The organism is Corallococcus sp. AB030, assembly GCF_003668965.1.
In the GTDB taxonomy this organism is placed as follows: domain Bacteria; phylum Myxococcota; class Myxococcia; order Myxococcales; family Myxococcaceae; genus Corallococcus; species Corallococcus exiguus.
This window is the reverse complement of record NZ_RAWQ01000524.1, coordinates 1-407: the sequence shown is the minus strand read 5'-3', so window position 1 is coordinate 407 and position 407 is coordinate 1. Positions and strand designations below refer to the sequence as shown.

At 60.4% G+C, this 407-nt stretch carries 1 protein-coding gene; it reads left to right on the top strand.

Going from position 1 to position 407, the window contains the following annotated elements:
• The first annotated feature begins 2 nt into the window (after positions 1-2).
• Entirely contained in the window at positions 3-164 is a 162-nt protein-coding gene (locus D7Y15_RS46855) for an ESX secretion-associated protein EspG (protein WP_368667441.1), read from the top strand.
• The last annotated feature ends 243 nt before the right edge of the window (positions 165-407 follow it).

Sequence of the window (407 nt, the reverse complement as noted above, 5' to 3'; positions counted from 1 at the left end):
GGGTGTTCTACACCAGGAAGGGTCGCATCGTCGCGGCGCCGAGTGCCTCACCGAGCGGCCAGCTGTGGACCACGTTGAAGCCGGGTTCGGATCATGCGATCGGCCAGGCGATCCACCAACTTGTCGAGATATCGACGGACCAGTGGGAGGCGTCATTGGTTTAGCACGGTATTTCGATGAGACCAGACCCGTCGTGCCCGACGATCCAGGGCACCCGACAAAGGAGTAGACATGGCAGTTCCCGGACAATTTGAAGTCACCGAAGACGCACCACCACAGGTCAAGTCGATCCACGAGCACCTGGTCGAGACCGACCGACTGCTGCGCAAGATGGACGATGAAGTCAATCTGATGGTCGGCCCGAACTGGGCCGGCAACCAGGCTCAGGTGTTCCACGGACGCATGAC